A 26,355-nucleotide genomic window follows, 5' to 3' on the forward strand; every position below is an offset into this window, starting at 1 on the left:
CGCACCCACTCGGTACGACGGGCCGGACTCCTCACAACGGACAGCGTGCGGCAACCTCAGGACACCCTCAGCCCACCTGAGAGGACGTGCCCGCGCTCATGGGGCGTCCCGGTAACACTGAAAGTGACAGGTGATCCCACTGCTCTCGGCACGGCCTATAGGGGCGGTTCACCGCCTGGCACAAGAAGCACTGATCAACGTTGCCAAACATGCACCCGGGGCGGCGATGCGCATCCCGCCAGCGACGGACAGTCGGTGAACCTGCAGATCACCAACACGGCGCCGATACTACCGAGCGGGAGGCCCATGGGGCGAAGTGGCCAGGATTTGATCAGCAGGCGGGAGCGGACGGAGGTCCTCGTGGGGGTGTTCTTGCCGGGCTTCTGGTGAGCGCGGAGCTCCAGATAACGGCGGTCCTCCCGCTTGCCGCGACACCCGGCCTCGGGGTGGCGTGCTCCCGGCTTGGCCGAGCGCACGGCATCAACTCGAGGCCGCACCCCAAGGAGATGGGGTGTCCTGCCGTGAGTCGCAGCCCCTGGGCGAACTCCAGCGTCTCTTTCGGAGCAATCCTTCGTTTGCTGGTGTGGGCATCGAGCGATGCCGTGAAGGGAGAGCCGCCTTGCGAATCACCGACCTCCAGCGTTGCGAGATCAGGCCCGGACGCCTCGTGGAATGGACACTGCACCCGACAACCGTTGAGGCAGCATTGGCTTCACCGGACGACTCTCGCCCACCCTCGTACCTTCAGGAGTCCCACGTTCGAACGACGCGATCGGTACGCCAGGAGGGCTTGTTCGTACCGACCTGGCTCGGCACAGTGTTCGACATCCCAGGGCGGATCGATCTCGACGTCCTTCAAGACGTATTGCGGGCCTGGGCGCTTCGGCACGAGACGCTGCGTAGCGGCTTCCGGTGGATTGGCGAGGAAATGCGGCGCTTCACGCTGGACGCCGACGCCGTAGTGCTGCACCGCGAGGCCATCGGCGACTTCTGCGACACCGGGACGCTGAGCCGGTACCTACAGGACCGTTTCGATGTTGCGGCGGATGCGCTGACCTGGCCGAACTTTATCTTCACAGCGGTCGTCAGAGGAGACAGCACAAGCGTCTGCATGGCGTTCGACCACAGCAACGTCGACTCATACTCGATCCAGCACATCCCCGGCGAGATCCACGATCTCTACGCGGCCGGACTGGAAGGCCGCGCTGTGGAAGCGCCCCCGGCCGCCAGCTACGTGGACTTCTGTGCGACCGAGCGCACGGACGCAGACCAGATCGACGACACTCACGCGATCGTCGCTCGCTGGCGGGAGTTCATCGCCCAGTGCGACGGGAAGCTGCCGAGCTTCCCCATCGACCTCGGCCTTGCCCCCGACGGACCGATGCCCACCCAGAGACTCATGTCCGAGATGCTCGTGGACGACACGGACGCAGCAGCCTTCGAGGCACACTGTCGCCCTTTCGGGGGGAGTCTGATCGGTGTCCTCGCCGCCACCGGCATCATTGCCCACGAGATCGGTGGGCAGCAGGTGTTCCGCACCGTCGTGCCGTTGCACACCAGGGTGAAGTCCCAGTGGTCGGACTCGGTGGGCTGGTACGTCGGTGGCGCGCCGATCGAGATTCCCGTGGCGCAGGCCCCTGATTTCGACAGTGCACTCACGATGGTCCGCGCCGCACTGCGGGAGAACCGGCCACTGTCCCGGATGCCCATCGCCCGCGTGCTCGGGCTGCTGGGCTCCGACTTTCGTCCCACGTCTCCGGACCTGTACTCGATCGTGTCGCTCGTCGACACGCGTGGCATTCCGGGGTCGGAGCGGTGGCAGGGCATGAGGGCGCGCGGGCTGTTGCGGGTTTCGTATGGCGACCAGGTGTGCGTGTGGATGAACAGGCTCCACGAAGGCTTGCACCTCGCGAGCCGCTATCCGGACACCGACATCGCGTACAGCAACATGCGGTGGTACATCGAGCGGCTTCGGGAATTCATCGTTTCGGTGGCGCAAGGCACGGCCGTGATCGCTAAAAGTCGCTATGAACCGTTCCGGGTTTGGTAGAGATCTCAGATGTTGACTGTGACCTGGGGTTTCGTGGTTGCTCGGTAGTAGTTGGCTTCGTATTCGACGGGCGGTATGTGCCCTATCTCACCGTGGAGTCGACGGTGGTTGTACCAGTCGACCCACTCGGCGGTGGCGAGCTCGACATGCGAGAGCGTCTTCCATGGCCGCTGCGGTTTGATGACTTCGGTCTTGAACAGGCCGATCGTCGACTCCATGAGCGCGTTGTCATAGGCGTCGCCGACCGAGCCGATCGAGGCCGCGATTCGGGCCGCGTCCAGGTGTTCGGCAAGGCGAAATGACGTGTATTGGGACCCGGCATCGGAGTGATGCACCAACTCACCTGGAATGGGCGGGTATCCGTCCCGGTCACGCTGCCACAGCCCCATGTCCAGAGCGTCCAGGACGAGTTGGGTCTGTTTCGACAGCGACGCGGACCAGCCGACGATGCGGCGCGAGAAGGTGTCCACGACGAACGCGACGTAGACGATGCCCGCCCAGGCAGCTATATGTGTGAAGTCGGCGACCCAGGTGCGGTTCGGCGCGGGAGCGACGAACTCGCGGTCCAGGCGGTCCGGGGCCCTCGCGGCGGCCGGGTCGGGCATCGTGGTGATCACTTTCTTGCCGCGGACAGCGCCGGCGATGCCGATCTCACGCATCAGGCGCTCGACGGTGCAGCGGGCCACTTGCCGGCCCTGGCGGTTGAGCTGTCTCCAGACCTTCCTCGTGCCATAGACGCGGTAGTTGGCCTCGTAGACTTCCTTGATCTGTTTCTTGAGTTCCTCGTCCCGCACGGACTGCGGCGAGGGCGCCAACCGGCGTTTCCTGGCTGCGTAGTAGGTGGCAGGGGCGATCTTGCAGCCGTGCTGGGTGAGCACGCGGCAGATCGGCTCGACACCGCCGAAGCGGTCCCGGTACTCGTCGATGAACGCTACGAGCGTGTCAGTGGCCGGTCGAGCTCGGCCGCGAAGAAACTCGCCGCGGCCTTCAAGATCTCGTTCGCCCGCTTCAGCTCGGCAATCTCCTTCTTCATCGCCTTGACCTGCGCGGACTCCTCCGTCGTCGTCCCCGGTCGGGCACCGTTGTCGATCTGGTCCTGGCGGACCCATTTGCGCAGCGTCTCGGTTGTCCCGATCCCCAGCTTGGCGGCGACCGCCTTCATCGCGGACCACTCGGTGTCGTACTCAGGCCGTACTTCGGCGACCATGCGGACCGCTCGTTTGCGCAGTTCAAGGGGGTAAGGGGAAGGGCGTGCCATGACTCGATCCTCTCAAATGATCGAGTCCCTACCGAACCCGGAACGGTTCACTAAGCTTCGCTTTTATCCCTGAGAGTGGTGGATCGTAGGTCATGCGGTTGTTTTGACTGCTGGATGGCGGGGTGCGGGGCCTCGTCGGCTGCCTGGTGGTCGGCCGGTGGAACGTCCGCAGGGTTGTGGTGGGTTGGTCAGTGTTCCCACTGCTGCCTGAACATGACGAAATCGTCGACGGACCCGGCCAGGTGTGAGCCGATTTGATGGCAGTGGTTTCTCCCAGGGCAGGCGGTGGTCGGTGACCAGGGGGCGGGCGAGGCGGAGTTGGGTGTAGGCGACGAGCACGATCCAGGTCCATCGGTCGGCCTGTTCCGGGGTGCGCGGGCGGGGCAGGGTCCAGTTCAGTGTCTGGCGGGCGAAGCGGAAGGTGTGCTCGATGTCGAAGCGGCGGGTATAGGCCCGCCAGAGCAAATCCGGATCGGGAACCTGGCCGGAGGGTCCCGCCCACCACAGCCACAACGTCTTCGGTGCCCTGGCCCGGCCGGGCAGCCGGTCGACGCTGAGGCGGACCACGGTGCCCGGGACGACAGGGCGAGGGCCACGGCTGCCATGCCCGTCATGCTGCTGGGTCTTGGCGTGCAGGCGGTGCCAGAGCTGCACGGTGACCACGCCGTACTGCTCGTCCGCACATGAGTGGACGGAGTCCGGGGTCGGCCAGGTGGCGGGATCGGCACAGGTGAACTTCGCGCCGTGGCGCCGCGGCCGCCCCGCGACCGTCGTCCTGCGGGGTGGCGGGTCGGCGTAGAAGCACCGGTCGGAGCGGACCCGGACCAGGATCTGAGCCGGACTGCCGGTGAGGTCGAGCGCGAGGCGGACGGAGTCGTACCCGCCATCGAAGACGAACAGCGGGCTCCGAGCGCCCAGTTCGGGACGCCGTTGCAGCAGGCCGCGGATCTGGCGGGCGGCGATGGTGCTGGGGTTCTCGCCCGGGAGCAGGCGCCGGGCATCGACCGGAGCGCTCCACGAGTTCGTGCTCAGCTCCAGGCCGGCCAGCCAGGAATAGGCCCAGCCTGCCACGATCGGCTGGCCCGCCGAGTGCCTGGAGGGGTGGTAGTAGTAACCGCGGCCGGGCGAGCACTCGGCATCACTGCGGACCCACACACTCACATCCACCGCGAACACCGGACACGACACACCAGGCAGCGAGTCGGCCAGCAACTCACGTGCCGCTTCGGGATCCACTCGGCCCTGGGCCAAGGCGGCGTAGGTGCTGCCGTGACCACGTCGGTGCAGCCCGTCCAGCGACAGATACGGCAGCGAGACGACCGGCCCGGCCGCCAGTAGAGCGTCCGTCAGCTCAAACAACGCATCCGCGCGCCGGACCAGACAGGCATACCAACTCCTACGAAAGCGCATCAGGTTGGCTTGCCCCTGGCGGGACATCCCGGGCCCGAGCACACTGACAGCGACGGCCATCGCGTCCTCCCCTGGTCTTCACCTACCTGGAGAGTCCCGCGATGGCCGTTCCATGTCCCACACATCACCCAACCAACCATGCAGGCCCACGGCGCAGGGATAAAAGCGAAGCTAAGAGGCCCTAACAGAAGTTGTTGATCATGTGACTTTTGGTTCGGATGGTCGTTGGTCTGGCCGTGGGGAAACGTCAGTCGCGGCCATGGATCGTGTCGGATGAACTATGGTCGCTCATCGAGCCGTTGCTTCCGGATCCGGCGCCGAAACAGGTGGAGGGACGCCCCCGGGTACCGGACCGGCAGGCACTCTGCGGGATCCTGTTCGTGCTGCATACCGGGATCCAGTGGGAATACCTGCCGCAGGAGCTGGGGTTCGGATCCGGTATGACCTGCTGGCGGCGCCTGGCAGCGTGGAACGATGCCGGCGTCTGGGACCAACTGCACTTGGTGCTGCTGAAGAAGCTGCGGGTCGCGAAGAAGCTGGACTGGTCGAGGGCGGTGATCGACTCCTCCCACATCAGGGCAGCTCGACGGGGCCCAAAAGCGGTCCCAGCCCGGTCGACCGAGCACGTCCGGGCAGCAAACACCACCTCATCGTCGACGGCCAGGGCATCCCACTTGCCGTCTCGCTGACCGGCGGCAACCGCAACGACATCACCCAGCTGATACCCCTGCTGAAGAAGATCCCGTCTGTTGCCGGCCTCGTCGGACGGCCACGCAACCGCCCCGACAGCCTGCTCGGCGACCGCGGCTACGACCACGACAAATACCGCCGTCTCGTCTGGGCAATGGGGGTCAAACCGGTGATCGCCCGCCGCGGCGTCCCGCACGGATCCGGCCTCGGAGTCCACCGGTGGGTTGTGGAACGGACCATCGCCTGGCTCCACGGCTTCCGCCGACTACGCATCCGCTGGGAACGACGCGACGACATCCACGAAGCCTTCCTCGGACTCGCCACCTGCCTCATCACCCACCGCCACGTCCAACGCCTTTGTTAGGACCTCTAACAGGAGTCGTGGATGGTGTGACGGTGCGCTTGTCGGCTCGTTGTTTCGTGCGTGGGTAAGGGCTGTGGTGGTCGATGATGCGGTCCGCCGCGGACTTCGAGTCTCCGAAGAGCGGTGCGAGCTGGCGCATCGTCAAGTTTGTGCGCCAGTACGTCGCGACCAGCAATGCCCGGTCCTCCAGCGGAGGGCTCCAGGGCTGACCCTTGCGAACCGCGTCCGCACCCTCGCGCCGCAGCACGGTCACCAGCTTCCCGAAGCAGCGCGGGCTCAGCCCGGTGAACGGGGCCATCCAGGACGGCTCCGACGCCGTGATCACACCAGACACCACAAGATCATCTCACTCGTGACCAGCAGTAACGGGACAAGTCTTAGGGCTCGCAGAGAATCAACATGCGGGTTTAATCTTCTTCGGCGGGTGGCTGCTGTATCTGTCGAGGTGGGCGGCCACGTCTGTCGGGGTGCGGAACCTGACGGTTGAGGACGGGATCGGGTGATCGTGCTCGGCCAGGAGCGGTCGTACTTCTTGGACGGCCCGTGTGAGCGTGCTTCCGGTGACGCCGAAGAGCTGGGCGAGCAGGTCATGGGTTCCGATCTTGCGCAGGCAGAGCACGGTGGCCAGGATCCGGTCTTCGTCGGAGAGCTTGTCCTTGGCGCCCGCGCCGCGGAGTCGCCTGCGCTCGCCGCCCCGGCGCTCGTGGCGAGTTCGTTCGCGTTCTTGCGCCAGCCCCGGGGTCAACGTGGTGATCAGAGCGTTCAGTTGGGGAACGGCCATGCCGGTCAGTTCCGGGTCGCGCAGGAAGAGGGCGTCCATGCGGTGCAACGGCTCGGTCGGCTGTGGGGTCGTCGCGGTGCTGCTGTCGGTTTCCGTCCCATGGCCTTCCCGGTGCCCGGCGGGGCGGAGCGTGTAGTTCCAGTCGCCGTGGAAGCGGTGCCGGGCCATGGCCAAGCCGTCGATCTCTGCGTCGGTGACCTTCACACCGGTGTCGTAGGGGCGGGTGTCGAGTTCGGCTTCGACTGTCAGCCCGGTGCGGGTGGTGGTCGCCACGATGCTGTTGACGATGACTTCGTGGCTGGTCAGGGGCCTGCCACGCCAGTTCATGGAGATGTGGGAGAACAGCCGGTGCTCGATCCGGTTCCACTTCGATGTGCCCGGAGGTAGGTGACACACCGTGATGTCCATACCGGTCTCGGTGGCCAGGGCGGCGAGTTCGCTCTTCCAGGCGCGGGTGCGATAGCCGTTGGAGCCGCCCGCGTCCGCAGTGATCATCAGCCGTGCGGCGTGTGGGTAGTCATGCCGGCCGCGGGCCTGCCACCAGCGGCGGATGGACTCCACTGCGAACGCGGCAGTGTCGTGGTCGGTGCCGATGTTGACCCAGCCGGTGTTCGCCGCAATGTCGTAGATCCCGTACGGGATCGCCTTGCCGAGCCCCTCTCGGTCGAGGAAGTCATGCGTCTTGACGGTGACCGGCTCGCCCACCGGTTGCCACTGGCGCCCGGCGTTCTTGTACTGGCCGACCAGCTCCTTCTTCTTGCTGTCCACGCTAATCACCGGATCTCCGGCGCTGATGTGCTCCTTGGCCTGGTCGTTGATGTACCGGAACTGGGCATCCCGGTCCGGGTGCTGTTTGCCCTCGATGGTCTTGGCGTTGGCTTGCAGACTGAAGCCCGCCTCCCGCAGCAGGTCACCAACCGTGTCGGCGCTGACCTTGTGCCCCTGACGCGTCAGCTCGCTGGCCAGGTTCCGAGTCGACTTGGTCGTCCACCGCAACGGCGACATCGGATCCCCGCGCATGTCCGGCTCGACCAGGGCCAGCAGCGCGGGCCGCAGTCCCACATCAGGTCGGCGGCCTTCTTCCGTCCGCCGCCTGGCCGACGGACTCGCCCCAGAGGCTCTTCTCCCGCCTCCAACTCGTCCGCACCCTTGCGAACTGTTGCCTCGCTGACCCCGGCTGCCCGAGCGACGGCCCGGATCCCGCCATGCCCCAGCACCCGGGCCTCGGCTCCCATCAGCAGACGCTGCTGCCGCTCGTCCAGGTGCGGGAACAACACCTCGAACTTCGCGGCCAGTTGATCTCGAATCTCCTGCGATATGCCCATATCACGTCAACGAGCCGCATCACCGGAAGCAACACGTTGATTCTCTGCGAGCCCTTAGTACTGCAACGGTGCTTGCCGTGACTGGTGGGCAGATGTCATGGGCTGTGTCCGCGTCGTTTGTAGTGACTGGTGCGGGCCTGATGCTGGCGTCGGCGTCGCCAGGTCGACCAGTGCAGAACGTGGTCGAGAGGCGGTGGCTGGCGGTGGTTGAGGCGGGTGATCAGGCGTCTGATCTCGGGAAGGCTGAGGTGGATGAGCTGGGAGGATCCGTTTCTGCTTTGTCCGTGTCGAGTTCGCGGGCCCGCAGGACGGTGAGGCAGGCGTGGGCGGCCATGGCCAGGGTCATGTGGCGGTGCCAGCCGTCGTAACGTCGGACCTGGTAGTCGTCCAGGCCGCACTCCTGCTTCGCGCTCTGGAAGCATTCCTCAACCGCCCACCGGCTGCCCGCGACACGGATCAGTTCGTCCAAAGTGGTGTCGGCAGGGCAGTAGGCGATGTAGTAGGAGATCTCCTCGGGCCTGCGGACGCTGCGGCGGGCGATGACCCAGTGCCGGCGGTCTTCGCGATGCCAAGGCCGAACCTCGACGCGGGCCCAGTCATAAACCCTCTGTCCGTGGGCGCCCTGGCCGCACGAGCGGCGTTTCCATTTCTGCCGTGGCAGGCCCGGGAACAGGTCGTGGACGGGATGGTCGATGGACCAGCGGGTGACGACGGTGTCGTGGCGGGTGGTGGCCATGACATGGAAGACATCGGCCTGTTCCAGCTCGAAGCGCCAGCCCTTGCTGTAGCCGTAGGCGGCATCCGCCGTCACCCACCCGAACGGGATCCTGTCGGTGACCGCCCGGCGGACCATTGCCCGGGCCATGGCCACCTTCGTCTCGAAGGCAACGCTGTCGTCGATGCCGGCCTGCCGGCACCTTTCCCGGTCGTCGGTCCATGACGCGGGCAGATACAAGCGGCGGTCGATCAGGGTGCGTCCGCGGCTGGTGGCGTAGGCGAGGAACACACCGATCTGGCTGTTCTCCGTGCGTCCGGCGGTGCCGGAGTACTGGCGTTGGACACCGGCCGAGCGGACGCCCTTCTTGAGGAAACCTGTGTCGTCGATGATCAGGACGGCATCCTGGTCTCCGAGGCGTTCCACGACGTAGCCGCGCACGTCGTCCAGGACCTCGTCGGCGTTCCATTCGATCCGGTTCAGCAGCCGGTGGATACGGTCAGGGCCCGTGTGTCCGGCTTCTTCCGCGAGCGTCCAGCCGTTCTTCCGCTCCAGCGGAGCAATCAGTCCCCGCATGTAGGCCAGCGCCGACTGCCGCGGCTCCTCCCGGCTGAACCGGTGCACGAACCGCTCGTGCACCGTGCTCAGTTCCCCGGCCCACAACCTGACATCACCAAGGTCCCCACCCATAACCAGACCAACGACAAACCTGCCCACCAGTCACGGCAAGCACCGTTGCAGTATTAGAGATCATCTCATTTGGTGAGTCTGCGGTAGCAGATGAGGGTGCTGGCGATGCTGGCGAAGGCGAGGAAGTGGATGGCTTTGCGTTCGTAGCGGCGGTGGAGGCGACGGCAGCCGGCAAGCCAGGCCATGGTGCGTTCAATGGTCCAGCGGTGGCGTCCAAGCCGCTCGGAGGACTCAATGTCCTGGCGGGCGATGCGGGGTGTGATGTGCCGGGATCGGAGCCATTGCCTCAGGTGGCGGTTGTCGTGGGCCTTGTCAGCATGGAGCTTGGCAGGCCGTCGGCGGCGGGGGCCGCGGCGTGAGCGGATGGGCGGTATGCCCCGCACCATCGGCTCGAGTGCCTGGCTGTCGTGCAGGTTCGCGCCTGAGATACCGACGGAAATCGGTAACCCGGTCCGCTCGGTGATCAAGTGGATCTTCGACCCGGACTTGCCCCGATCCACAGGATTCGGACCTGTCAGGTCCCCTTTTCCAGCGCCCGCATGTTCACCGAGTCGATCGCACAGCGCGACCAGTCCAGCTCGCCCCGGGACCCGAGCTCGTCCAGCACCAGGCGGTGCAGCTTCGCCCACACCCGCAGCCGGCTCCACTCCATGAAACGGCGATGCGCCGTCGCCCCGGAAGGCCCGAACACCGGCGGGACCTGCGACCACGTGCAGCCCGTCGTCGCCACGAAGACGATCGCCGCCAGCACCTCGCGATCGCCATACCGACGCCGCCCGCCACCTTGCGGACGCGTCGGCGCCTCCGGAACCACCCGCTGGAACAACTCCCACAACCCGTCCGGCACCAGACGCTCCACCATCAGCACACCGACAGACTACCCAATCCGCCAATTGAGATGATCTCTTAGACGGGAGCCGCGGCCGTGGGTCGTGTCGGATGAACTGTGGTCGCTGGTAGGGCTGTTGGTGCCGGAATCGGGGCCGAAGGTGGAGGCGGGCACCCACGGGTGCCGGACCGGCAGGCGTTGTGCGGGATCTTGTTCGTCCTGCATACCGGTATCCAGTGGGAGTACCTGCCGCAGGAGTTGGGCCTCGGGTCGGGCACGACGTGCTGACGGCGGCTGGCCTGGTGAAATGAGGCCGGGGTGTGGGACCGGCTGCATGGGCTGCTGCTGACGCCGTTGCGGGCTGCCAGCAAGCTGGACTGAACGCGGCCGGTGATCGACTCCAGCCATGTGCTGGCGGCTCGGCGAGGCTCACGCACCCGGCCAGGCAGCCAGCGTCATGTCCTGACCGACGGCATCGAACGTGGACGGCGTGTCAGCCCTCACAGCGGCCGGGCTCGATGCCAGCGCGCGCACCCGTCGGCCGGCATCAGCGCCGGGGTATCGCCAAGGGCCTGCGCGTCCATGATGCCGATGTGCCCCCGGGAAGTTCACCACGCCAGTCGGCGGCCAACCGGGCAACGACCCGGGTGGCACTGCCTCGACCTGCGCATACCCCCAGATCGAACGGCTATCCCGTACGGTAACCCACGGGTCCTCCACAGCCCCACACGCAACCGGCACCCCCACAGACCGCGTACGACCCACCATTCGCCGGGCGGGCCAGCCAGGCCTGAAAGGGAGACCAATGAGGGCCAGTACTTCCTGTACGTCTGAGACCAGTAACCTCGATCGTCGGATTGGTCATCCATTTCGTTTCCATGGCCAGGCTGCGTTCCCTTGCAATGCTCACGCCTGTACTTGGCTTGGGCCTAAGTCCATCGTCTATATCCCGCATCAACGAAAAGGCGGAGCCGGGCCAGGGTGCACAGATCTTTCGCCGTGCGGTCCGGTAGGGGAAAGCATGACGTGCTGATCCACTCATCAGATGGCATCTTCCGTCGGGCAGCGTGCCTACTTAAGTCTGGGATCGGTGAGCGCTAAAGGTCAGGGAGAGGGGGGCTGGAGCCATCCAGAGCCATCCGGTGGCGCAAGGAAGAGTGCCGGGCGCGGTGACGGGTGCGCGTGGGAGGGAGATACGTTGTGTGAGTGGAGAGGGTCAGGGCCCTGTTCGGTCCCTCTCGCCGGAAGGCCATGAATGCGCAGTTCAGAGCTTCGCTGAGATGCGTGGCGGTGACTGAGGGGACCGGATTTTCCTGTCCTGTGCCGCCGCAGGTGTGTGCGTATGGGCGCGTGCGATACTGAGGATTCCCCTGATTAAGGTATAAGTGGGAAGTTGAGTCTCTCCAGTCCCTGTACTGAGCCGCATGCTCCTGCGGCCTGTGTATTCACGAGGGACTGGGCATCGGAGGTCAAGCCCAGGAGCGTTCGACTCCGACCGTGCTTCCGTTTTCGCTTACGGTCTGGTTAGGCTCGGGAAAATCATTAGGAAGAGCCAGTCCCTTACGTCCCTCCGGGGGAGGAGAGTCGCGCTGTGAACAGCGTTTCCCCGGGCGTGCCAGCAAACCGCCCAACCCTTCCAGCGAGGACTGTTGTGTGCTGCACAGGGATGAGAACTCCGTGTTCCCGCTGCGGCCCACCGCACCAGGAGGAAGGATCGTTGGGACAGCCAGCTAGATGTCACTCGATGCCCGCTTCCTCCGTGCCCAGGTCGACCTCGTGCACCAACCGGCGACACAGCGCACCGTGCGGAAGGAGTGCCATCTCTGCGGACTCCTGCCCAACGTGCCTGGCGCCAGCACGCCCTCGCGCGGTTCTGGGGTGAGTGCAGGAGCCGCCTGGTCATCGAGGCCACAGCCCGCTTAACGGTCCCGCCGCAGGATGGCTCGTAGTGCGCTCCGTCCGCCAGGACCGGCCAACCGTTCCATCTGATAAGGACACGCATGAGCAGCGCCGACGGCTTTCGTTTCGACGCAAGTGCCGCCGCCCAGCAGATCCTCGACCTCCAGGGCTCACGCCTGCACCGCCAGCCGGCGCAGCATGGCGCAGCGCAGCAGGGCATGGACCCGCGCCCGTCCGTGAATAGAGCCCCGGAGACGGGGCTGCTTCCGGCCCTGCTCACCGACCGGGGTAACGCGAAGCTCTTCGCGTTGCTGTACGCGGACTGCTTTCGGCATGTCGAGGGACTGGGCTGGTACCAGTGGGACGAGTACCACTGGCGCCGTTCCGGTGGAGAGAAGGCCGCGATCTGGGCAGCCGGGGACATGGCCGAGCAGATGCCCACCTCCGACGCTCATGGTCGCTTCAATGACCGTGACTTGGCTGCGCATCGCAAGCGGAGCATGTCCACACCGGGCATCAACGCCATGCTTGCCCAGGCCAAGGCATCCCCGGAACTCGCCCTGGAGACCGACGTCCTGGACGGCGAACCGTACGAACTGTGCACGCCGGCTGGAGTGGTCGACCTGTGTACCGGGGAGATGCGCAAGCCTGATCCGGCGAGCGACATGCACTCACGGGCCACTAGCGTCGCGCCCGAGATGATGCCGACGCCGCGCTGGCACCGCTTCCTGGCCGACACCTTTGGTGATTCCCCTCAGGGCCAGGAGACCGTCCACTTCCTTCACTTGCTGCTCGGCTACTCCATCACCGGGGACGTCGGAGCTCAGGTCCTTCCGTTCCTCTACGGCACGGGTGCCAATGGAAAATCCGTTCTGCTGGATGTCATGACGCAGATCCTCGGCGACTATGCGCAGGCTGCTCCACCAGGGTTTCTCATGGAGAAGGGGAAGTTCGCCGAGCACTCCACGGAGCTGACAGAGCTGCACGGCAGACGCATGGTGGTCTGCAGCGAGCTGAAACCCAATGACAAGTTCAATGAGGCTCGTGTCAAGCTCCTGACCGGCGGGGACCGCATCATGGCCCGCCGCATGCGGCAGAACTTCTTCAGCTTCGCCCCCACGCACAAACTGTGGCTCCTGGGCAACCACCGCCCCGAGGTCGGCACCGGAGGTCATGCCTTCTGGCGCCGGATCAGGCTCATCCCCTTCGAACGGGTAGTGCCGTCTGAACGAAAAATAGACAACCTGGCAAAGGAACTGGTCACCAGCGAAGGCCCTGGGATCCTGCACTGGCTCATCGACGGCGCGAGGCGCTACCTCACCACGCGCGACCCGCTCACCGGACCCACCTCCGTCAGGCTTGCCACCGAGGCCTACGCCACCACCGAAGACCACATCGGCCGCTTCCTCGCCGAACGCTGCACCCGGGACACGAGAAACAGCGAGAGGGGAGACCTGCGTGTCGAACAGGGGCTGCTCTACGGCGCCTACAGCGCCTGGTGCAGCGCGAGCGAGGGCATCCGACCCGCTACCGCCCGAGCCTTCGCCACGCGTGTACGGACCGAACTCGGTCTGGCGTCTCCGGCCGACATGATGAAGTCCAGCGGCAGGAAGTACTACCCGGGCCTCGGGCTACTGGCGGACAATCGCGGATATCAGGACTCTTCCGCCGGCATCTCGCCGTCTGATGACCGTCACAATCCCGGGCCGTAGGGTCAGGGCGTCAGTGCCCGACACCCGTAGTATGAAGGTGCCGTGCCGTGAGGCCCTGGCCTGTGGAGCCTGCCTGTTACCGACCGTGAAACGACTAGAGGAGGGGCCGCACCATGAGCTCGCTACTGAACGAGAGCGAACTCGTCCACGAAGACGCCGTGGTGTGGCTGGAAGATCCGGAAAACCTCGACTACGTGCGGCAGGCTCTCGACAAGACACCGCGCCGCCGTGGAAGACCCCGCTACGCCCGAGACGGCCGCATGGTCGGCTATAGCGAGCTCAGCCAGCATGCCGAATCCGACCCCGACAGTGGCCTCCAACTCCGGCGTGTCTTCTTTCTGCTCCCGCACGACCGCGATACTCAACCCGAGGGTCTCTACCGTGAAGGTGCCCCCGGCGAGGCAGTCGACCCCCGCACGGTGGGGCCCAAGCGCGTAGGGCAGAAAACACTCCGATCCCAACGAGGCCCTGCGGGCAAGGCGCCCGCGTGGGCCAACGCGCGTTCGCAGCGAGAGGTGCACCATCACGAGCTTGCTGAGTGACCCGCGATTCGCTATAGGAGTATCAAGCGGCCAGTGTGGGGCGGTATGGGGTTGTAGCGTCGTCCGTCCCGCAGGAGTGCCCACAGAGCGTTGACCCGGCGCCGGGGGAGCGCCATGACTCCCTGGCTATGGCGTTTGTCTTCGGCTCGCTTGCGGTCGTAGAAGCGGCGGGGCTTGTCGCAGCTGCGGATGCTGATCAACGCGGAGGTGTTGAAGAGGCGTTGGAGACGTCGGCTGTAGCGCGCGGGGCGGTGCAGGTTGCCGCTGATCTTCCCGGAGCCTCGTGGAGTGGGGGAGACGCCGACGAAGCGGCCAGCCGGTCCGCGCGCTGGCGAAGGCGTTCATGCCACCGCCTGTGGCAGCCAGGAACTCGGCACCCAGCAGGGCACGACGCCGCGCATGCACCCGACTACCTTGACGTTGCGGTGTCGGTGAAGCTGGTCCGTGATGAGTTTGTCGCTCTCGGCGGATCTTCTCGTTGAGAGCTGTCACCTCCCTCGCCAGGGAGCGCACCACGTGAGCGGTCATGTGCTCGTCGAGGATGCTGATGAGCTGGCCTTCGGCCGCCTGGCCGGTCCTGGCGGCGAGTTCCTCGGCGCTACGGACCGCGCGCCGTGACGGCCAGACCCAGAGCCTCTGGGCCCTGCGATCTTACGAATGACCAGAGCAACCACTCTTGAGAGGTAGGACACGCCCTGTGCGAATCCGACGTACGCGGTCCGTGTTGGTCGCCGTTTCCGCCGCGCTGCTGCTCTGCGGTGCCGCTGCCATGCCCGCCGTCGCCCAGCCGCAGCCCCCGGCGGCCACGCCTTCCGCCGTTTATGGACTCACCCCGCTGACCGGCCTGTTCGCCGAGCGACTGCTAATCGCCGACAAGGTGGCCGCCGCCAAGTACGGCAACGACCGGCCGATCGACGCCCCCGCGCGAGAGCGGAAGATCCTTGGTGACGTCGCCGCTCGCGCCGTCGGGCTCGGGCTGGATCCTGACACGGTGGTCGCCATTTTCCGGGACCAGATCGAGGCGAACAAGCTGGTGCAGCGTGGGCTGTACACGCGCTGGGACGCGCATCCTGAGGAACGGCCCACCCAGCGGCCGGACCTCGACAAGGAAGTCCGACCGGCACTCGACCTCATCACCACACAGTTGCTCAGCACGCTGGTGGCGACGGAGGGCGTGCGCACCTCGCCGTCGTGCGAGCCGCGGCTATACGGCGCGGCCGCTTGGTCGGCGTACGGCCATGAGCTGGACATCCTGCATCTGAAGGGGCTGGAGCGGGCGTTGCCCTCGGCGTGCGCATGGTCATAATTCCGTCCTGGCCGCTCGTGTGGTTCGACTGACGGATAGCCTTGGCGAGTTGGCGTACCGACTTGCCCTCGGTGTCGGACGAGTCGGCGTCCAGGGTCACGTGGTGGCCCTCACCACCCTGCCGGGCCCAGCTCGTCCGGGAGCCCACAACTCGCTTACCGTCTCCCATCGCAAGCCTCCGGGCGGCAAGATCCGCACCAAGGCGATGATCCGGGAGGGCCTCATCATGTTGCTCGTGTGGCCGGTGAGGTGGGGCCGGAGGTCAGCATTACGCGCCGCGGGCGGAGCAGTTACTAGCAGCGGACGGCATCGGGCCGTTGCGCCCGGGTGCCGCGATCCTCCAGGGGCGGAAGCCCCTGTGGGCTCGGTTAGGTCGAGCGGTGGGACGTGAGGTGATCTTCTTGGGGAGGGTCTGCTCGTGGAGACCGCCGCTGCGCCGTCGTGCAAGGGGTAGGGGGTTCCCGGCGGAGAGCGTCGGCCGCGCTGTGCGGCTCTATCACCGGTTTCCCCTGTTCTCCCATGAGGTCGAGGAGCTCCTCTTCGAGCGCGGCATCACCGTCTCCTACGAGAGCGCCCGGGCCTGGTGCGCGAGGTTCGGTCCCGCTTACGCCACGGATCTGCGCTGCCGGCAGCCCCGTCCCGGGGACAAGCGGCACACAGACGAGGTGTTCATCAAAGTCAAAGGGAGGATGCGGTACCTGTGGCGGGTGGTGGTCCAAGACGGCACTGTTCTGGACATCCTGGTGCAGGACCGGCGCGATGCTGCTGTGGCGAAGCAGTTCTTGCGCAGGCTCCTCAAGGACTGTGAGTACGCGCCCCGTGTTGTCGCCACAGACAGGCTCCGCTCCTGCGGGGCCGCCCACCGCGCGGTGATGCCCTCGGTCGAGCACCGCACCGCAGGGTACCTCAACAATCGCGCAGAGAGTAGCCACCAGCCCGCTAGGCAGCGCGAACGGGCCCATGGAGTCCTTCCGCCTCGCATGGCAAGGCCCAGAGATTCCTCGCCGCGTATCCGAGGAATTCCTCCCACTTCCGGCCTCGCCGTTTCACAGTCCGTGACTGCCGGACCGAGATGACCCGACGATTCCGCGTCTGGAAGACCGTCATGGGCGTGGCCGCACACGCCTGACGCAGCGGCTCGGCACGACACCCGAGCGCCATCAACATGCCCCAACTCATCCGCCACACCAGCACCGTGACAAGGCCCTTCCCCGCAGTGTTCCTGCTCCCTGATCCGTCGATTGCGGTCTTGCCCGCCCAGAGCCTCCAGCCCAGCCAGTCCGCACCGGCTGAAGCGGTGCAACCATCGTCGCACCGTCTTCTGGCCGCACCCGAGCTCCGCCGCGATCGTCGGTACCCGCAACCCGGTCCATCTCAACTGGACTGTACGAGCCCGCACGGTCAGATCACGTGGCACCTTGCGGGCCCGCACCAACCGACCCACGACTCTGCGCTCTTCCTCATCGCGGCTGGGCCGCGCCCACAACACCATCGCCAAACACCCACCCCGAGCATCCGGACCCACTTCACTACCAGCACATTTACCCCCTCAACATGAATGTAGCAGTAGACGAAAGACCGCCTGGAAATAGCCGAAAGGGATGAGGTGGCGCGCCACATACGAGGGCAAGATGGAGAGGTGTCCTAAGGGGCAGGCGCCTGGATCTCCGGCATGGCCGTACAAGAGGTGCGGATCTATGGACCCCCGCTGTGCAGCAGTATTCCTCGCCGGGCACCCGTAAGAGCTGCACCGGAGTATGCGTGTCTATGGTTCCGGTGAATGTGCCTTTTCATTCTCGGTACTGCAAGGAGTCGGAAGTGTCCGGTAGGAGTTCGGGAGATACCTGGGATGCTGATCGGGGCGGGCGCGAAGCCGTGGTAAGTAGGTACAGGAACGTACGACCGCACTTCGGGCCCATGCCCGGCAGCTTTTGGAGCGCCGTGGGGCCTCCTGGCTTTCATCGAGGCAAGGCTGCGCGGTCAGGGACCCTTGAATCCGAACCGCGGCCGCACTATCAGGAGGTGGCCGACGACCTCTACTACCGCCTCACCAGGAAACGCCTGTACGGGCGGCTTCCCACTACAGGGGATATCGCCCGCGCTTACCGCATCCCGGTGTTCACCGCACAGTTCGTTCTTCGGGCAGTGAGGACGCGCCTGCGGGCGCCAGGGCGCCTGGCGACGGCCGGTACGTTGGCGTTGTCAGGAACTGCTTGGCAGCGAATGGCCGATGATCTGAGAACCCGCATCCGGTGCGGTCACATGACGGGCCGCTTGCCTGCACGTGCGGAACTGGCAGCCGAATACGGCGTGAGCATCGACACAGCCAGCAAGGCCACCCGGCACCTGGCCGAAGAAGGCCTGCTACGGGTGCTCGGCAGACAGGGCACCCATGTCTGCTCCCCGCTTGCCGGCCCGAAGGGGGGTTCTCACGGCTGATGCCGGCCCGCAGAAGTGTATTCGGACGACCGGACGTGCCCGTACCGCCTTGGCCGAGAGGTTCAAGACCGTATATGGGAACGGTACTTCGGTCCCGCAGTCGTCCACCAGGTCGGCTGTTTCTCTGGATTCGCCTACGGCGCGCGTTTCGAAGCGGGTGCCTTTGGAGCCTGCGGCTGACAGGGGGTTTGCCGCACGCGATGGAAACAGGCCGCCCCTCTCTGGTAGGGAAGGAAAGGGTGGCGGAAGGGGATGCGGTGACCACGCGCAGCTGACCGGGATGGCGCGGTGGTGCTGAAGGACCAGGGAGAGCTGAACGCCCGCCCATTGGAGGATACCGGCGCGACGCGGCCCGCCGTCAGGCAACGGCACGCGCGCGGGGAGATCCCGCACGTTGGTATCGGCGACGGTGCGTCCTGGTGCATCACAACGAGGTGATCGGCTACAGCCTCCTTCTAGCCCATCAAATTGCTTCACTGCAGCATCGTGAGCCGTTCGGCCGCCGGATCGCGCAGACAAGGTTGTCGTCCCCGTTCCGATCGAGACGAGCAGATGGGACTTGCCTGTGCCGGAATTACTTAGAGGGAATAACTGGCTTCTGAGTTCTTCAGGTCAGGACTAAAGTCCTGTTTCTAGCATAGGGTCCATAAGCCTCTTCCAGGCGACTTGCTGCATATGCCAGGGTCTTCCGCAAGGCTGCCCCTGCACAGGTGCTCTCCCTGTCGCCGGTGCCGGGGCGGCTTCTGGACTCACATCATGGGAGGGCCTTGTGAACCACCGTCAGTGCATAGCCAGCTCCGTTGCCACCGCTGTCATAGCGGGCGCGCTCGCGCTCGGTATATCCCCAGCCGCCTTCGCCAGCGACACACCGTCCCGGGCCGACCGCACCGCGACCGTGGTGGAGAAGGCCACCGGCACCGCCGACGTGGCCGTCACCCCGATGCCCGGCATCGTGGTTCCCCAGCATTCTGCCGGGAACGCGAAGGTCACCACCACGACGGGTAGTTCGGTGTTCATCGGGCTGCCCGACACCCGGAACGTGGCCGGGACAGCGGTGGGCCAGGGCACCACCGTCTACCCGGACGCCGCCCCCGCCACCGATCTTGCCGTCCAGCTCACCAAGGGCGGCGGAGTACGTGCCCTGACCGTGCTGAAGAGCGTGGACGCCCCGCGCGAACAGCGTTACGACATCGGCCTGCCCGAAGGCGCACGCCTCGTCAAGTTCGACAGTGAGGCAGTCGCCGCCATCGCCGAGGACGGCTCCGTCCTGGGTGGATTCGACGTGCCCTGGGCCAAGGATGCCAGCGGTGCCTCCGTCCCCACCAGCTACCGCGTCGAAGGCAGCACCCTTATCCAGACCATCCGCACCGCGCCCGACACCACGTTCCCTGTTACCGCAGATCCTTGGTGGAACCCCACCAGCTGGAGTTCCTGGGGAAAGACCAAGTGCATTGCTAAGACCAGCCAGGGCGGCGCGGTGATGGGTGGCATCAGCGGCGCGTTCACCGGGCCTGGAGCGGCAGCCGGTGCCGGTATCGGAGCAGTCGCCGGAGCTGCCGGCGGCATCTGGTCCTGCTGAATCCCACACACACATGGAGCAGTTAGCAATCCCAGGAGGACCGATGAACGACGCTCATCCGCCAGAGGCCGGCGAACTGTGGTGGCTCTTTCCCACCGGCCTCGCTGCGTGCTCAGGGCTGTTCGCGAAGCTGGCGACAGTCGACACGTGGGTCACGATCGTCGTCGCTGCCAGCATGGGCCTCGTCATCGTGGTCGTTCAGCGCATCGTGCTCGACTGGCGGCGTACTCGGTGGTACCTGAGTCACCCAGAAGCCGGGCACCAGCCCAACGAGCCTCAACCTCCCCCGACGTAGACCTCGTTCCGTATCGATGACCTTGTAACAGCACCACTGAGCCTCTTTCATCTTGAATAGCTGCAGGTGAGGAGGGTGCGGACGGAGGCGACGATCCGTCCGATGCCGGTCGACAGCCCGAGCGCGGCGCACAGGTGGTGCGCCCGCATCGGGTGTGCACCGAGTCCGTGAGGACCTCCACGATGTCCCGGTACGAGGACGGCAACACCTCCGCGTCCAACTCCGCCGACCAGGCCGACACCAGCCGCACCCCCACCGGCGACCCCGCCTCGGCCACCGGCTCCACCGCACCGCCCTCACCGATTTTGGGACCGGTCACCGGCTCATCAAACTGGTCAGCAATATCACGTATATCCATAGCTGGGCCGGATTCCTCTACCTCGCGACAGCCATCGACTGCCATGCCAAGGCCGTGATCAGCTGGGTGGTGGCCGAACACATGAAGGCCTCACTCATCTCGGATGCGCTCGACATAGCAGCACGGAACGCCAACCTGGCCCACGGTGCATATTCCACTCGGATCGCGGCATCCAGGGCGGATTCAACTGGTCGTCACAACACTTCGATCACTGAGGTGTTGATGGGCAGGCCAGCGGGCTGGATGAAGGAGCTGACCGGCAGGTCACCGATGAAGTCGCTGGGCAAGCCGTCGCTGCGACGCGACGTGGAGCGGTTGTTCTGGCGTGAGATCGACAAAGGGCTCACCAGTGAGGAGGCCGCGATCGCGGTCGGAGCGTCGCAGGCGGCCGGCAGTCGTTGGTTCCGGGAGCGTGGCGGCATGCCGACGTTCCTGCGTGTCCCGGTCACGGGCCGATACTTGTGGTTGAAGAGCGGGAAGAGATCGCCCTGCTGAAGGCTCAGGGTGCTGGGGTGAGAGAGATCGCCCGCCGGCTCGGCCGCCATCCCTCGACTATCTCCCGGGAGCTGCGCAGCAACGCGGTCACCCGCGGAGGCAAGCTCGACTATCGAGCGTCAGTCGCGCAGTGGAAGGCTGAGCTGATGGCGCGACACCCCAAGCCGGCCAAGCTCGTCGAGAACGACCGGCTGCGCGACTAGGTGCAGGGTCGGCTGGCCGGAGAGGTCCGGGCCCCGGACGGAACGACGGTGACGGGGCCGCAGGCACGGGCATGGAAGGGGCGGAACAAGCCGCGACGCCAGGACTGCCGGTGGGCGACATCCTGGAGCCCGGAGCAGATCACCCACCGGCTCAAGTTCGACTTCCCCGAGGATGAGTCGATGCGGATCTCGCACGAGGCGATCTACCAGGCTCTCTATGTCCAGGGCCGCGGCGCGCTCAAACGCGAGTTGGTCGCCTGTCTGCGCACCGGGCGGGCGTTGCGGGTCCCACGCGCACGTTCCCGGCGACGGCCTGGCGCGCACGTCACCCCGGACGTCGTGATCAGCGAACGCCCCCCGGCGGAGGACCGTGCGGTGCCCGGCCGCTGGGAGGGCGACCTCATCATCGGCACCGACCGGTCCGCGACCGGCACGCTCTGGAGCGCACGACCAGGTTCACGATGCTGCTGCACTTGGCTGCACCTGCCCCGGTTGAAGGGCCACGGGATCGAACCGCGGACGAAGAACGGGCCGGCGCTGGGCGGATACGGCGCCGAGGCGATGAAAGACGGACTCGCGGCCAGGATCACCACCCTGCCCGAGCAACTGCGCCGTTCACTCACCTGAGATCGGGGCAAAGAGCTGGCTCAGCACGCCCAGTTGACGATCGCACCGGGCTGCCGGTCTACGTCGCCGACCCGCGCAGCCCGTGGCAGCGCGGCACCAACGAGAACACCAATGGTCTGCTGCGACAGTACTTCCCGAAGGGCACCGACCTGTCCCGCCGGGACGTAATCGCGATCGATGCCGTTGCCGCCGCCCTGGACTCCAGGCCCCGAAAGACACTCGGGTGGAAGACACCCGCCGAGGCCCTCAACGAGCAGCTACGGCTGATCCAACAAGCTGGTGTTGCGACGACCGGTTGAACCTCGGCAGTGCACATCGTTCGCGCTGGCCGAGCACCTGGGCAGGGCAGGGATCGTGGCATCGATCGGCCCGGTCGGCTACGCCTACGACAACGCGCTGATGGAGTCCACGATCGGCCTGTTCAAAACCGAGCTGATCAAACCCGGCCCGTCCTGGCAGACGCTCTCGCAGGTCGAGCTCGCTACCGCCGAGTGGATCGACTGGTACTGCCACCGCCGACTCCACGGTGGAATAGGGCACATCCCACCCTTCGAATACGAAGCCCACTACTACCGAGCAACCACGAAACCCCAGGTCACAGTCACAACCTAGAGTCTCGACCGGACCCGGAACGGTTCACTTAGACGAAGCCCTGGACGCGGGGCGAGGCCCCGCACTGAGTGTGCTCCGCACCAACGGACACGACGCAATTCCCAGGCCGATAGATTCGTGTTGTCAAATAGATTGTGGTTCCATGAGGAAGGCCCCGCTCGCCACCGACTTACGAGGAAAGGAATTCATATGACTATCGATTCGGAGGGTGCTGTCGTGTCCGGCATGGGACGGAGGGCGTTCACGAAGGCACTGAGCCTTGGCGTGATGACGTCCAGTGTGGGGCTTGCAACTGCGACAGATGGCGAGGCGGTTACGGCTCCGGCCGGGCGGACAGCTTCAAGAAGGGCTCAGCGGAACGTCAACCTCTTCTGCAGGGTGGCTTCTTCCGCGACTACCGACGAGAGCGGAAACTGCACGGCTGTCATTACCTGTGGAAACTTCGGTCCTGACGATGCTGTGGGGCCCGTATCGCTGAAATTCATCACCCCGTTCTTCTTGAACGTCAGTCAATTGCCGGAGGGGGCAACGTGGCTGTATCAGAACGAAGACCCGGCCATCCCTTCAATCATTCAAGTGAAATTCTCCGGAATTCAGTCTGGGGTCGCTAATGCCAAGACGGTCAGTGTGCCGATGAAGCTTGCCCCAGGTGCGCCAAACAGACTCGGAGTCGGCCGGGTAATCTTCACCACGGATGCCACTAACACCACCGACACAGACACTGATCTGACGCGCAACGCTAGAACCGTCCCGGTTATTCGGTCCGTTCTCGCCCCAGCACCGCCAATTGGCACCGCCAACCTGTACTTCACTATCAACCAGCGCGCACTCATTGCTGGCGGTAACGCTGAGAAAATGCCGTTCAGTTTCTACAACGGAGCCGGTAAACTGCTGCAGGGAACAAAGGACCCGGCCCTATTCACCTTCTACACCCCGTTCCACGCGTCCGTGCCCGCGCAAGGCCGCCCGGCCGGGTTGACCGAGTTGTACCGCAACGACGATCCAGCCATCCCCTCCGTCTACCAACTCCGCATCCCAGCTGGCCTAGGCGTCGGCGGTGCGGCTGTCCCCAAGACTGTTGGCGTCCCTTTCGCCGCCGATGCCGACGCCCCTTTGGGTCCCCTCTATTCGAGCGGAATCGTCCTGCCTACCGGACGGGACACTCAAGGTGACCAGAGTACGACTTTCCGTCAGTTCGAGCTCTTTTCTGTACGCCCCGGAGCCGTGTAGTAGACCTGAGGTGACTCCCGGCGTGACTCTGCTGGCCTATTCACGGTGGCTCTGGAGTGATCGTTGTCCCGGTGTGTCAACGGCCTTTTGATCGTGGCTCTGTCGCGAGTTCGGTGATAGACCTGGCATGGATCTTGGTCAGGTGAGGGCGGGATTGCCGCAGCATTTCTTGTACGTGCGCCTGGAGCCGCACCAGCAGGGGTTGTTGCGGGGCGGGGGCCACGGGGTGGTCTGGCCCCGGGCTACGAGGTCGGCGGCGTAGTGGGCTCGGGTATCCCCGTCTTGCGGGGATAGGTTCTCCTCGCGAGTGAAGGGCTCGAGGTCGCTCATGGTGCCGTGCGCGATGCCGAGGTGGGGCTCGCCCTCGTTGGACAGGCGTTGCAGCATCCGCTCGACGTGGTGGATGTGTTCACGATGCTCGGTGCCGTAGTGGTCGGCCAGCTACTGGCCACGTGGCCAGTAGCTGGCTGAACTCGTCGAGGCTCCCAAAGAGTACGCTGCTTGTGCCTCTTCACCCAGCCGCGAAGGGTTTCCGTGGTGATCCCGAGTTCCCGGGCTGTATCCGAGATGGTCTTACTGGACCGGAGCGTGATATAGACGGCTTCCTCACAGAACTCCGGGTGTACTCGCTGGGTGGCGTCACTTGCTGTTTCCTCATTTCCTTAACACGACGCGAAGGGGGAGCTTTAGTGGCGCGGGTTGTAGTAGTCGGTGGGGGTATTAGCGGTCTGGGGACGGCGCTCATGCTTGGCCGACGGGGCCACACAGTCACGTTGTTCGAGCAGAACGCGCGGCAGGCCGGAGATGACCTGAACCGGGACTTCTTCCACTGGGACAGGCCCCGAATCCCGCAGGCCGTCCAGCCCCACTTGCTCCTCGCGCCCGTGCGCACCGTGTTGCGCACCGAGACCCCGGATGTCTATGCGGATCTGCTGGCACGCGGGGTCCGGGAGTACCACGAGTTCGACTGGTTCGGTGAGCATCCGCCGTATCGCGTCGGCGATGAGGACTTGGTGACTTTGCGTACCCGCCGCATCGTGCTGGAGGCCGCCTTGACCGCGGCCGTGCGGCGGGAACGCACCGTTGATGTGCGGCAAGGCTGCCGGGTGCGCGCTCTCATCATCGGGGACGGCCGCCCTGCCCGGGTCACCGGAGTGCGGGTGGGCTCGGAAATGCATCAGGCGGACCTCGTGGTCGATGCGTCTGGTCGTCGCTCGCCGGTTCCCGCTTGGCTGATCGCGGCTGGCTGCCGCCCGCCTGTGGTCGACAGCCACCGCACCGGGATCGCTTATCTGTGCCGCTGGTACCGCCTGCGTGCCGACGGCCCGCGTGACCCCGGACGGGTGAAGACCCGCTCGGCAGCACCGTTCGCGCTCGCCAGCGTCTTCCCTTCCGACAACGACAACTTCGCGGTGAGTCTGGTGCTATCCACGGGTGAACCGACCCGCGGCGCGCTCACCGATCCTGCCGTGTTCGAGACCGCCGCCCGCTGCTTCCCCGCCACCGCCGCTTGGCTCGACCTGGCCCCCGAACCACAGTCAGCCGTCCTGGCGATGGCAGGCCTGGACAACTGCTGGACCGCCCTCGCCGACGATGGCGGACCTATCGTCACCGGCCTGGTCAACGTCGGGGACAGTCTCATCCATACCAACCCCACCTTGAGCCATGGCGCGGCCCTCGGCCTGCGCGCTGCCCAGCGCCTTGCCACCCATGTCGACCACATCGCCGCGGACCCGATCGGCTACCACACCTGGACAGCACAGACCCTCCGCCCGTGGTTCGACGCGCAGGTCACGGCGGATCGCGCCAACGAGCAACGCCTCGCCGAGAACTCACCACTCTCGGATCGGCGTGCTGCTGCCCTGGCTGCCTGCGCCTTTGACGATCCCGTCGTCATGAGAGCCCGAGCCCAGGTACGCCATCTCCTGCGACCAGCCCATGACGCCTACGGCACCGACGAAGTGGACCGACACGTCACTGCCTGGCTGGCTGCCCACCCAGACTTCTCGCCAAAGCACGATGGCCCGACCCGAGATCAGTGGGATGCACTCATCCCAGGCTGTGAGGCAGGGCTTCGTGGATCTATCACGAATTAGGGTCTTCAAAGATTTCCGTAGCCGGTGATCGCCGGGCTCGCTGGAGTGTCAGCGGAGCAAGATGCGGTGGCGGAGGAGGGGGTAGCCGACGCGGCCGTAGGTCTGCCGTTTGAGGAGTTTGATCTTGTTGTTGACGCTCGGTGCGTCCGTTGTGGTGAGGCAGGGTCAGTGCCGCGTCGACGGCGGCCCGGCCGCGTTCGAGGCCGGTGGCGAAAAAGTGCAGGAAGGGCAGGTCGGCGTCCCGGACCCGGGCAATCCAGCCGGTCAGAGCCTTGGCGTTGCCCGGCGAAGGGGACAGCAGGCAGGCGAACTCACTCACTAGGGCGGAAAGGGAGGTCATCTGTGGGCAGGCCGCGGTGAGTTGGTCACATAGGACGCGTTGCTCGTCGACGATTGCCACGTGCACGGTCGCCAGCGCTGATGCGACCATCACACAGCCCGTGGACCCCGGGTTGGAAATGGAGCCCCAGGCAATCGCTGACCAAGGGGCGGCGGTAGTGAGGGGCGTGGATGTCGGCGGTGCACCGCCGATCACGGGGACGTCCTTCTTCGCCGAGGAGTTCCCTTCCGCCCAGTGCAGCGGCAGCGAGGTGAACGGCAGAGATGTAATGGCTGCGACTGGCACGGTTACGCCTGACAGCACCAAGTTCGCCAACGACCGGGTAGCAGTTACCCGTTCAGTTTCGGGTAGCGGGTATGGAACAGTGAGCGGTGAGAGCAGCCTTCAGGAACTGTGACGATCATATTCGAAGCACTCTGACGTGGAGAGCTATGCGTCCCGTGAGAGTTCGTAACGAGATCATGGATGGTTTTTTGAGGCGTCGCGCCACTTTTCGGCTTCGATCCGGGC

Annotated in this window: 19 protein-coding genes and 7 pseudogenes; 15 read left to right on the forward strand and 11 right to left on the reverse strand. The window is 65.6% G+C overall.

The features are described from left to right. Positions 1–619: 619 nt before the first annotated feature. A complete protein-coding gene (locus OG965_RS38530) occupies positions 620–2,050 on the forward strand; it encodes a condensation domain-containing protein (RefSeq protein ID WP_371656736.1) in 1,431 nt (476 codons plus the stop codon). 5 nt (positions 2,051–2,055) lie between these two features. On the opposite strand, the gene OG965_RS38535 is transcribed toward OG965_RS38530, so the two are convergent. Together OG965_RS38535 and OG965_RS38540 are read right to left on the reverse strand one after the other, a co-directional pair. Further along, positions 2,056–3,308 (reverse strand): IS3 family transposase gene (locus tag OG965_RS38535; RefSeq protein WP_371656737.1). Its coding sequence is split into 2 segments (ribosomal slippage): positions 2,056–3,026 and positions 3,026–3,308, totalling 1,254 coding nucleotides; the frame shifts between segments, so codons are not numbered across the junction. A gap of 90 nt (positions 3,309–3,398) precedes the next feature. After that, positions 3,399–4,778 (reverse strand): NF041680 family putative transposase, encoded by a 1,380-nt coding sequence (locus OG965_RS38540; RefSeq protein ID WP_371647800.1) that lies wholly within the window; start codon positions 4,776–4,778, stop codon positions 3,399–3,401. A gap of 158 nt (positions 4,779–4,936) precedes the next feature. On the opposite strand from OG965_RS38540, the gene OG965_RS38545 reads away from it, so the two are divergent. Next, a protein-coding gene (locus OG965_RS38545) for an IS5 family transposase (protein ID WP_371656738.1) occupies positions 4,937–5,772 on the forward strand; the annotation gives its coding sequence in 2 pieces (ribosomal slippage) (positions 4,937–5,306 and positions 5,306–5,772; 837 coding nt in all). Positions 5,773–5,839: 67 nt separating this feature from the next. Here the strand turns inward: OG965_RS38545 and OG965_RS38550 are convergent. From OG965_RS38550 to OG965_RS38565, 4 genes and pseudogenes are all read right to left on the reverse strand, one after another. Continuing rightward, positions 5,840–6,106, reverse strand: a pseudogene (locus tag OG965_RS38550) (transposase family protein); the annotation flags it as partial. A 60-nt stretch (positions 6,107–6,166) separates the two neighbouring features. Continuing rightward, positions 6,167–7,878 (reverse strand): annotated as a pseudogene (locus OG965_RS38555) (ISAzo13 family transposase). Between the two features lie 220 nt (positions 7,879–8,098). Then, positions 8,099–9,283, reverse strand: coding sequence for an IS701 family transposase (locus OG965_RS38560; RefSeq protein WP_371657171.1), 1,185 nt, complete (start codon positions 9,281–9,283; stop codon positions 8,099–8,101). 65 nt (positions 9,284–9,348) lie between these two features. Beyond that, positions 9,349–10,145, reverse strand: a protein-coding gene (locus tag OG965_RS38565; RefSeq protein ID WP_371657172.1) for an IS5 family transposase whose coding sequence is annotated in 2 segments (ribosomal slippage) — positions 9,349–9,810 and positions 9,813–10,145 — 795 coding nt in all. Because the reading frame shifts where the segments join, the coding sequence is not laid out codon by codon here. 147 nt (positions 10,146–10,292) lie between these two features. Between OG965_RS38565 and OG965_RS38570 the strand changes: the two genes are divergently transcribed. The 3 genes from OG965_RS38570 (at position 10,293) to OG965_RS38580 (ending at position 14,265) form a co-directional block, all read left to right on the forward strand. Further along, positions 10,293–10,400, forward strand: a complete 108-nt coding sequence (locus tag OG965_RS38570) for a transposase (RefSeq protein WP_371656739.1) — start codon at positions 10,293–10,295, stop codon at positions 10,398–10,400. A 1,712-nt stretch (positions 10,401–12,112) separates the two neighbouring features. Next, a complete protein-coding gene (locus OG965_RS38575; RefSeq protein ID WP_371656740.1) occupies positions 12,113–13,723 on the forward strand; it encodes a phage/plasmid primase, P4 family in 1,611 nt (536 codons plus the stop codon). Between the two features lie 113 nt (positions 13,724–13,836). Beyond that, a complete protein-coding gene (locus OG965_RS38580) occupies positions 13,837–14,265 on the forward strand; it encodes a DUF6009 family protein (RefSeq protein ID WP_371656741.1) in 429 nt (142 codons plus the stop codon). Positions 14,266–14,276: 11 nt separating this feature from the next. On the opposite strand, the gene OG965_RS38585 is transcribed toward OG965_RS38580, so the two are convergent. Beyond that, a complete protein-coding gene (locus OG965_RS38585) occupies positions 14,277–14,534 on the reverse strand; it encodes a hypothetical protein (protein ID WP_371657173.1) in 258 nt (85 codons plus the stop codon). Between the two features lie 455 nt (positions 14,535–14,989). Between OG965_RS38585 and aroQ the strand changes: the two genes are divergently transcribed. Then, positions 14,990–15,571, forward strand: coding sequence for a gamma subclass chorismate mutase AroQ (gene aroQ / locus OG965_RS38590; protein ID WP_371656742.1), 582 nt, complete (start codon positions 14,990–14,992; stop codon positions 15,569–15,571). A gap of 431 nt (positions 15,572–16,002) precedes the next feature. Continuing rightward, positions 16,003–16,700, forward strand: a pseudogene (locus tag OG965_RS38595) (IS6 family transposase). 108 nt (positions 16,701–16,808) lie between these two features. On the opposite strand, the pseudogene OG965_RS38600 reads toward OG965_RS38595, so the two are convergent. Further along, positions 16,809–17,063: pseudogene (locus tag OG965_RS38600) on the reverse strand (helix-turn-helix domain-containing protein); the annotation flags it as partial. A gap of 530 nt (positions 17,064–17,593) precedes the next feature. Here OG965_RS38600 and OG965_RS38605 point away from each other — a divergent pair. The 6 genes and pseudogenes from OG965_RS38605 (at position 17,594) to OG965_RS38630 (ending at position 23,409) form a co-directional block, all read left to right on the forward strand. After that, entirely contained in the window at positions 17,594–18,010 is a 417-nt protein-coding gene (locus tag OG965_RS38605) for a GntR family transcriptional regulator (RefSeq protein ID WP_371656743.1), read from the forward strand. 769 nt (positions 18,011–18,779) lie between these two features. Continuing rightward, positions 18,780–19,589, forward strand: a complete 810-nt coding sequence (locus tag OG965_RS38610) for a hypothetical protein (protein ID WP_371656744.1) — start codon at positions 18,780–18,782, stop codon at positions 19,587–19,589. Positions 19,590–19,632: 43 nt separating this feature from the next. Next, positions 19,633–19,884: a hypothetical protein gene (locus OG965_RS38615; RefSeq protein ID WP_371656745.1), complete on the forward strand. Its 252-nt coding sequence runs from the start codon at positions 19,633–19,635 to the stop codon at positions 19,882–19,884. A 778-nt stretch (positions 19,885–20,662) separates the two neighbouring features. Continuing rightward, positions 20,663–21,866: pseudogene (locus OG965_RS38620) on the forward strand (IS30 family transposase). Further along, complete coding sequence (locus OG965_RS38625; protein WP_371656746.1) at positions 21,850–22,179, forward strand: integrase core domain-containing protein; 330 nt, start codon at positions 21,850–21,852, stop codon at positions 22,177–22,179. The pseudogene OG965_RS38620 and the gene OG965_RS38625 overlap by 17 nt, the downstream one beginning before the upstream one ends. A 189-nt stretch (positions 22,180–22,368) precedes the next feature. Then, the gene (locus tag OG965_RS38630; protein WP_371656747.1) at positions 22,369–23,409 is read left to right on the forward strand and encodes a hypothetical protein; all 1,041 of its coding nucleotides are present in this window, start codon (positions 22,369–22,371) and stop codon (positions 23,407–23,409) included. 138 nt (positions 23,410–23,547) lie between these two features. On the opposite strand, the gene OG965_RS38635 is transcribed toward OG965_RS38630, so the two are convergent. Then, entirely contained in the window at positions 23,548–23,796 is a 249-nt protein-coding gene (locus tag OG965_RS38635; RefSeq protein ID WP_371656748.1) for an SEC-C metal-binding domain-containing protein, read from the reverse strand. Between OG965_RS38635 and OG965_RS38640 the strand changes: the two genes are divergently transcribed. Beyond that, complete coding sequence (locus OG965_RS38640) at positions 23,746–23,880, forward strand: hypothetical protein (RefSeq protein ID WP_371657195.1); 135 nt, start codon at positions 23,746–23,748, stop codon at positions 23,878–23,880. The two genes, OG965_RS38635 and OG965_RS38640, sit on opposite strands and share 51 nt — an antisense overlap. Positions 23,881–23,897: 17 nt before the next feature. On the opposite strand, the pseudogene OG965_RS38645 reads toward OG965_RS38640, so the two are convergent. Then, positions 23,898–24,026 (reverse strand): annotated as a pseudogene (locus OG965_RS38645) (transposase); the annotation flags it as partial. 72 nt (positions 24,027–24,098) lie between these two features. Between OG965_RS38645 and OG965_RS38650 the strand changes: the two are divergent. After that, complete coding sequence (locus tag OG965_RS38650) at positions 24,099–25,505, forward strand: NAD(P)/FAD-dependent oxidoreductase (protein WP_371656749.1); 1,407 nt, start codon at positions 24,099–24,101, stop codon at positions 25,503–25,505. A gap of 48 nt (positions 25,506–25,553) precedes the next feature. On the opposite strand, the pseudogene OG965_RS38655 reads toward OG965_RS38650, so the two are convergent. Then, a pseudogene (locus OG965_RS38655) lies at positions 25,554–25,884 on the reverse strand (transposase); the annotation flags it as partial. Positions 25,885–26,355 lie beyond the last annotated feature (471 nt).

The sequence above is a fragment of the Streptomyces sp. NBC_00224 genome, assembly GCF_041435195.1.
Taxonomy (GTDB): Bacteria; Actinomycetota; Actinomycetes; order Streptomycetales; family Streptomycetaceae; genus Streptomyces.